The sequence below is a fragment of the Methylobacterium sp. WL9 genome, assembly GCF_008040035.1.
Classification (GTDB): Bacteria; Pseudomonadota; Alphaproteobacteria; order Rhizobiales; family Beijerinckiaceae; genus Methylobacterium; species Methylobacterium thuringiense.
On sequence record NZ_VRVE01000044.1, the window covers coordinates 26,034 to 33,724 of the forward strand.

Consider the following 7,691-nt stretch of genomic DNA (forward strand, 5'->3'; position numbering starts at 1 on the left):
CCATGGTAGCGTCGCCGCCGCGCAAGGCACGACACGGTCACGCCTTGAAAACGCCGGTCTGAGGCGGAACGAAAGGCTGGCGCGGGGTGCCCGTGAGCGAAGCATAGCGATGACCCAGACCCGATTCCTCCCTCTGCTCACGGCGGCTCTGCTGGCAACCGCCTGCGCGCACGCCCTCGCGGCCGAGCCGGCGACCGTGCCGGATCCGGCCACGCTGCTGCCCGCCGTGAGCGTCGTGCCGGTCGAGACCCGCGAGATCGTCGAGCGTGCGGTGGTCACCGGCACGCTGGTCCCGCGCGACGAAATCCTGGTGGCGCCGGAGGTCGAGGGCCTGCGAATCACCGAACTCCTGGTGGAGGAGGGCGACACGGTCGCCAAGGGCCAGGTGCTCGCCCGCCTCTCCATGGAGATGATCGAGACCTCGGAGGCCTCGAACGTCGCGGCGATCGCCCGCGCCGAGGCCGCGATCATCCAGGCTCGGAGCCAGATCGTTCAGATGGAGGCCGCCAACGTCGAAGCGAAGCAGGCCCTGGAGCGCGCGCAGTCGTTGGTGAAGACGGGAAATGCCACGGCGGTGACGCTGGAGCAGCGCGTCTCGACGGCCCAGGGCGCCGAGGGCCGGCTGGCGGCGGCGAAGGGCGGTCTCGACGGGGCCAAGGCCGATCTCGCCACCGCGCGGGCGCAGGCCAAGGAGATCGCGCTGCGCCGGGCCCGCACCGAGATCCGGGCGCCCGAGGCCGGCATCGTCAACCGCCGCACGGCGCGCATCGGCGCCACCGCGACGGCCGTCGGCGAGCCGCTGTTCCGGCTGATCGCCCGCGGCGAGATCGAGCTGGAGGGCGAAGTGCCCGAGACGGCTTTGCCGCGCCTCTCCCCCGGCAACCCGGCCCGGCTCGCCCTCGACGAGACCCGCTCGCTCGGCGGTCGCGTCCGACGCATCTACCCGGAGGTCGACCGGCAGACGCGGCTCGGCAAGGTGCGCATCAGCCTCGATCCCGATCCGGCCCTGCATATCGGCGCCTTCGCCCGCGGCACGGTGGAAGTCGCCCGCCGCACCGGCGCCTCGGTGCCGCTCGCGGCCGTGCTCTACGCCGCCGACGGCACCGCGAGCGTCCTCGTCGTCAGGGACGGCCGGGTCGAGGCGCGCAAGGTCGCCACCGGCCTGTCGGCCGAGGGCCTGACGGAGATCCGCTCCGGATTGAGCGCGGGCGACGTCGTGGTCTCTCGCGCTGGCTCGTTCCTGCGCGACGGCGACCGGGTCAGGCCGGTGCCGCCCAAGACGGCACAAGCTGCGGCGCAGGCCGCCGCCGACGCCGTGTCCGGCAAACGCTGAGGCGATCGACCATGCGCCTCAACGTCTCCGCCTGGGCGATCCGAAACCCGATCTCGCCGCTCGTCCTGTTCATGGTCCTGACGGTGCTGGGGCTCGTCAGCTTCCGCTCCCTGCCGATCACGCGCTTCCCGAACATCGACATTCCGATCGTCTCGGTGACGATCACGCAGTCCGGCGCCGCCCCCTCAGAGCTTCAGACCCAGGTCACCAAGTGGGTCGAGGACGCGGTCTCGGGCGTGAAGGGCGTCAAGCACGTCATCTCCAACATCGCCGAGGGTGTCTCGACGACGACGATCGAATTCCGCCTGGAGGTGAACCAGGATCGCGCCGTCAACGACGTGAAGGAAGCGATCTCGAAGATCCGCATCAACCTGCCGCGCACGATCGACGAGCCGATCATCCAGCGCGTCGAGATCGCCGGCCTGCCGATCATGGTCTACGGCGCCTCGGCCCCTGCGATGACGCCCGAGGACCTGTCCTGGTTCGTCGAGGACGTGGTCGCGCGCCAGGTCCAGGGCGTGAAGGGCGTCGGCGGGGTCGAGCGTCTCGGCGGCGTGGCGCGCGAGATCCGCATCACCCTGAAGCCCGACCGGCTGCTGGCGCTCGGCATCACCGCGGCCGACGTGAACCGTCAGGTGCGCCTGACCTCCGCCGACATGGCGGGCGGGCGCGGCGAGCTCGGGGGCGGCGAACAGTCGATCCGGACGCTCGGCGCCTCGGCGAGCCTAGAGACGCTCGCGGCCACGTCCATCGTGCTCCCGAACAGCCGCAAGGTCCGGCTCGACGAGTTGGCGACCCTCGTCGACTCGGCCGAGGAGCCGCGCACCTTCGCCCGCTTCAACGGCGAGCCGGTGGTGGGCTTCGCTATCTCGCGATCGAGCGGCGCCTCCGACGCCGAGGTCTCGGTGAACGTCGCGGCGAAGATCGAGGAGTTGCACAAGGCCAATCCGGGCGTGCACTTCGACATCCTCGACACGAGCGTCGTCAACACGATCGGCAACTACCATTCGGCGATGATGGCGCTGCTGGAAGGCTCGGCGCTGGCCGTCGTCGTGGTGTTCCTGTTCCTGCGCGACATGCGCGCCACCCTGATCGCGGCGATCGCGCTGCCGCTCTCGGTGCTGCCGACCTTCTGGGCGATGAGCGCGCTCGGCTTCTCGCTGAACGCGGTCAGCCTGCTCGCGATCACGCTGGTGACCGGCATCCTCGTCGATGACGCGATCGTGGAGATCGAGAACATCGTCCGGCACATGCGCATGGGCAAATCCCCGTTCCGCGCGGCGCTCGAGGCGGCCGACGAGATCGGGCTCGCGGTCATCGCGATCACGGCGACCATCATCGCGATCTTCGCGCCCGTCTCCTTCATGCCGGGCATCGCCGGGCAGTATTTCAAGCAGTTCGGGCTCACCATCGCGGTGGCGGTGTTCATGTCGCTGCTGGTCGCCCGCCTGCTGACGCCGCTGCTCGCCGCCTACTTCCTGCGCGATTCCGGCCACGAGGAGCACGAGGGCCCGGTGCTGCGCGCCTATGGCCGCGTGGTGGCCTGGTCGGTGCGGCACAAGTTCATCACGCTCTTCCTCGGCCTCGTCTGCTTCGCCGGTTCGATCATGTCCGCCGGGCTGCTGCCGGCGGGCTTCATCCCGGCCGAGGACGCGGCCCGCACGATGTTCGTGGTCGAACTGCCGCCGGGCGCCAGGCTCGACGACACAAGGCGCGTCACCGACGAGATCGTCGAGACCATCCGCAAGATGCCCGAGGTCCGCTCCGTCTTCGTCGACGGCGGTCGCCAGCTTCCGGGCAAGAAGGAGGTCCGGCTCGCGAGCCTGACCATCAACCTGACCCCGAAGAACGAGCGCCATCTCACGCAGAAGCAGGTCGACGGCAGGATCGCCGAAATCCTGCGCGAGGTGCCCGACATCCGGTTCTGGGCGCTGCAGGAAGGCGGCCAGCGCGAATTCGCCCTGATCGTCGCCGGCAACGACAAGGACGTCGTCACCGAGATCGCCGCGCGACTGCAGCGCGAGGCGGCGGGCGTGCCGCACCTCGTCAACGTGATGTCGACCGCGCCCCTCGACCGCACCGAGATCCGCATCAGCCCGAAGCCCGGCATCGCGGCCGATCTCGGCGTCTCGACCGACCTCATCGCCGAGACGGTGCGCGTCGGCACGATCGGCGACATCGCGGCCAACCTCGCCAAGTTCAACGCCAAGGACCGGCAGGTGCCGATCCGGGTACAGTTCCCGGATTCCCTGCGCGGCAAGCTCGAGGAGCTCGGCGCCCTGAAGGTTCCGGTGAAGGCCGGCGCCGCCGTGCCGCTCGCCACGGTGGCCGACATCACGCTGGGGCGCGGCCCCACCGCGATCGACCGCTACGACCGCCAGGTGCGCGTGGCGATCGAGGCCGACCTGATGGGCTCGGATGCGCTGAGCGAACTGATCGACCAAGTCATGGCCCTGCCAGCCGCGCAGAACCTGCCCGAGGGCGTCACCATCAAGCAGACGGGCGACGCCGAGATCATGGGCGAGGTCTTCGGCGGCTTCGCCATGGCCATGGGCGCCGGCCTGATGATGGTGTTCGGCGTGCTGGTGCTGCTGTTCGGCAACTTCCTGCAGCCGCTCACCATCCTGTTCTCGCTGCCGCTCTCCATCGGCGGCGCGATCCTCGGCCTGCTGATCTGCCACATGCCGATCTCGATGCCGGTCGTCATCGGCATCCTGATGCTGATGGGCGTGGTGACCAAGAACGCGATCATGCTCGTCGACTTCGCCATCGAGGAGATGGCGCGGGGCGTCGACCGCGTCACCGCGATCACCGATGCCGGTCGCAAGCGTGCCCGACCCATCGTGATGACCACGATCGCCATGGCCGCCGGCATGGTCCCGTCCGCCATGGCGCTGGGCATCGGCGGCGAGTTCCGTGCCCCCATGGCGGTGGCGGTGATCGGCGGGCTGATCGTCTCGACCGGCCTGTCGCTGATCTTCGTGCCGGCGATCTTCATCCTGGTCGACGACCTGTCGCGCCTGTTCGTGCGCCTGTTCGCCCGCTTCGTCGGCGAGCGCGACGACCCGGAAGACGAGATCGGCTACGTGCCGCCGGGCCAAGCCGCGAACGAGCCGGGAGTCTATGGACCGCGCATAGCGGCGGAGTAGACCCGCTTGCCAAGACTGGGCTGCCGAGGTGTCATCTCTGACGAGACGATGCGTCGCAGCGTTGATGGTTCGGAAACCAGCCCGGGTTATTCTGCCCCTCACCCAAGCGGATCCGACGTCCCGTCCAGGCTCCGGGGCGAATGGGCGTATGACGGCCCCATGTCTGACGGCTCCATGTCTGACGGCCCCATGCAGGAACCTTGCGTCCTCCTCGTCTCGGACCGTCGCGAGCGGGCCGACAGGCTCGCGAGCGCGATCGGCCTGATCCGGCCCTGCCGGGTGATCGAGCCGGGGCGGGCACTGCCCGCGCGCACGCCGCTCGCCTTCCTGGTCGATCTCGCCGACGGTCTGCCCGAGAGCGCCTGGGGCGAGGCGCTGACCCGGCGTACGCGGACGGAGACCGTTCCCTGTCTCTACGTCGCCCACCATGGCGAAGGCGCCGAAGGGAGCCGCCGCTTCGGCTCTCCTACGGTGATCGCGGCGGGCTCGCGCTCGGCCGGCATCGTCTCGATTCTGTTGAAACTCCTCGACGATGCGAAGGCCGCCGGATCGACCGGCGCGAGGCTCGCGGTCCGGGTCGAGACCGCCACGACCCTCGTCACCGGCCTGTTCGATGCTGCCGCAGCCGGCCGATCCCCGAGCGTGTCTGAAGTGGAAGAGGGCACCGAGATCGTACTCGCCGCCGTCTCGGAAGCCGGCATCCACGCCTGGCTCGACCGGCTGCGCCAGCATCACATCGGCGTGTACCAGCATTCCCTCAGCGTCGCCGGATTCGCCGCCGCCTTCGCCGCGGAACTCGGCCTCGGCCGCCGCGATCGCCACCGCCTCGCCCAGGCCGCGCTGCTCCACGATATCGGCAAGGCACACATACCGGCCGCGATCCTCGACAAGCCCGGACCGCTGACCCCGGACGAGATGCGGGTGATGCGCGAGCATCCCGTGATCGGCGCCGACTTGCTCGCGCAGGATGGCGATTACGACGCGACCATTCTCGACGTGGTCCGGCATCACCACGAGCGCCTCGACGGCAGCGGCTACCCCGACGGCCTCAGGGGAGACGCCATCGGCGACCTCGTGCGCCTAGTGGCGATCTGCGACGTACACTCCGCCCTGACCGAGCGGCGCGCCTACCGCCCGGCGCTCTCCGGGGGGCAGGCTTGGCGGTTGATGGACGGCATGGCGGGGCAGCTCGATGCGGACCTGTTGCGCGCCTACGCCCCGGTCATCCTCCGGGCCGGGGGCGATGACCGTATCGCAACCGAGGGTAGCGCTGGCGTCGAACAAACCATTCCGTAACGAATGGGCGGATAGGTTGGCGGGAGACGTCAGGCGGTGGATTCCGCGTCTAGCGCGCTTTCCGGCCGGGCGGATGCCGGCCCCTCGAAGGAAAGCGTGTCGAAGCAGAGGCTTAGAGCCGTATCCACGCCTGCCCCGGTTCTTCATGCGCGACAATCCCCTGACCTACAGCCTGCCACGCTGGCGCTTCACGCGCTGGCTCGCGGATGCCGGTCGCGACGTCCCGCAGGACATCCGGGTCGCCCTCATCGGCAGCCTCTACGGAACGCTGCCGATCTTCCTGGGCGGCGTTGCCAACACCATCGGCGTGGCGGTGCTGATCGCGTTCCGCATCCCCCACCCGCACGTCCTCGCCTGGGTCTCGTTCGAGGTCGCGATCTGCCTGATCCGGCTGGTCGTCCTGATCGCCGCGCGCCGCGCCGCCGCGGCCGGACGCAGCACGCCGACGGACGTCTCCCTGCTGCTGGCCCTGGCCTGGTCGTTGAGCCTCGGCGTCGGCGCCCTGGTCTGCCTCGAAAGCGGCGACTGGGTCGCCACGACGCTCTCCTGCCTCTCGGCGGCCGGCATGGTGGGCGGAACCTGCTTCCGGAACTTCGCGGCGCCGCGGCTCACGGCGATGATGATCGCCCTGACGCTGGGGCCGATCTGCATCGGGGCCGCCATCGCCGGCGAGCCGATCCTGTATCTCAGCTTCCTGCAGCTGCCGTTCTACATGCTGGCCATGACCATGGCGGCGCACAAGCTCAACCGGATGATGGTCACGACGATGCGGGCCGAGCGCGAGAACGGGTTTCGCGCCCACCACGACGCTCTCACCGGCCTGCCGAACCGCTCCGGCCTCAGCGCAGCGATGGCGACGATGCAGGCCATCCCGCGCGGACCGGTCGGACTGCTCTTTCTCGACCTCGACGGCTTCAAGGCCGTCAACGACACCCATGGCCATGTCGTGGGCGACCGGCTCCTGCAGATGGTCGCCGACCGCCTGCGCGAGGAGACGGCCTTCGGCGATCTCGTGGCGCGGATCGGCGGCGACGAGTTCGTGGTGCTGAGCGAGGGCAGGGGCCGCGCGGACCTGATCGGCCTCGGCGAACGCCTGATCGCGCGGATCTCGGAACCCTATGCCTGCGGCCCCGACGCGCCTGCGCAGATCGGCGTCAGCATCGGCATCGCCCAGCGCCCGGACCACGGCGAGGACATGTCGAGCCTGCTCCAGGCCGCCGACCGGGCGCTCTACCGCTCGAAATCCATGGGCAAGGGCCTCTGCACGCTCGCGACCCGCAAGGGCCGCGACGCCGCCGAGCCGTCCGAATCCCGCCGCTCGGCCTGACCCGCGCCAGCCGCCGATACAACCACGACGTCAACGCCCGGGAGGCCCGATCGCGGCGGCCGCGCCATGCCGACCGGGAAAGTCCCGGTATGCGCCAGGATGCGCGACGGGGCATGCACCGGGACGCGGCACGGGCAACCCGCTCGGCGGAACCGGCCGCTACCGCCCGGAACCCGCCCCGTTCCGTAAAGCGAGCAGTTCCGCGAACCGCGCCACCAGCCGCCGGCCGACCTCGTCCTTGTCGAGCTTGGGCCAGGTCTCGACGCCGCCATCGCGGGAGACGAGATGCACGGTGTTGTCGGACCCGCCCATCACGCCGCCCGCAGGCGAGACGTCGTTGGCCACCAACAGGTCGCAGCCCTTTTTCGCGAGCTTCCTGTGAGCGTTCTCGAGCACCGTGTCGGTCTCGGCGGCGAAACCGACGACGAGGGGCGGGCGGCCCTCGCTGCGCCGGGCGATGGTCGCGAGGACGTCGGGATTCTCGACGAGGGCGAGCGGGGGCACGGCGGCGCCGTCCTTCTTGATCTTGCCGTCGCGGGCCTCCGCCGGGCGCCAGTCGCCGACGGCGGCGGCGAACACCGCGATG

General features: G+C 70.2%; 5 protein-coding genes. 4 read left to right on the plus strand and 1 reads right to left on the minus strand.

The features are described 5' to 3' along the window. Positions 1 to 109: 109 nt before the first annotated feature. From FV217_RS13835 to FV217_RS13850, 4 genes are all read left to right on the plus strand, one after another. Entirely contained in the window at positions 110 to 1,333 is a 1,224-nt protein-coding gene (locus tag FV217_RS13835; protein WP_147817762.1) for an efflux RND transporter periplasmic adaptor subunit, read from the plus strand. 11 nt (positions 1,334 to 1,344) lie between these two features. Continuing rightward, complete coding sequence (locus tag FV217_RS13840) at positions 1,345 to 4,482, plus strand: efflux RND transporter permease subunit (protein ID WP_147817763.1); 3,138 nt, start codon at positions 1,345 to 1,347, stop codon at positions 4,480 to 4,482. Positions 4,483 to 4,656: 174 nt separating this feature from the next. Next, positions 4,657 to 5,778 (plus strand): HD domain-containing phosphohydrolase, encoded by a 1,122-nt coding sequence (locus tag FV217_RS13845; protein ID WP_238231952.1) that lies wholly within the window; start codon positions 4,657 to 4,659, stop codon positions 5,776 to 5,778. Positions 5,779 to 5,923: 145 nt separating this feature from the next. Next, a complete protein-coding gene (locus FV217_RS13850) occupies positions 5,924 to 7,105 on the plus strand; it encodes a GGDEF domain-containing protein (protein ID WP_147817764.1) in 1,182 nt (393 codons plus the stop codon). A gap of 159 nt (positions 7,106 to 7,264) precedes the next feature. Here FV217_RS13850 and FV217_RS13855 read toward each other — a convergent pair. Next, on the minus strand, positions 7,265 to 7,691 hold a 427-nt coding region (locus tag FV217_RS13855), incomplete at its 5' end, for a phosphopantothenoylcysteine decarboxylase (protein ID WP_281407167.1).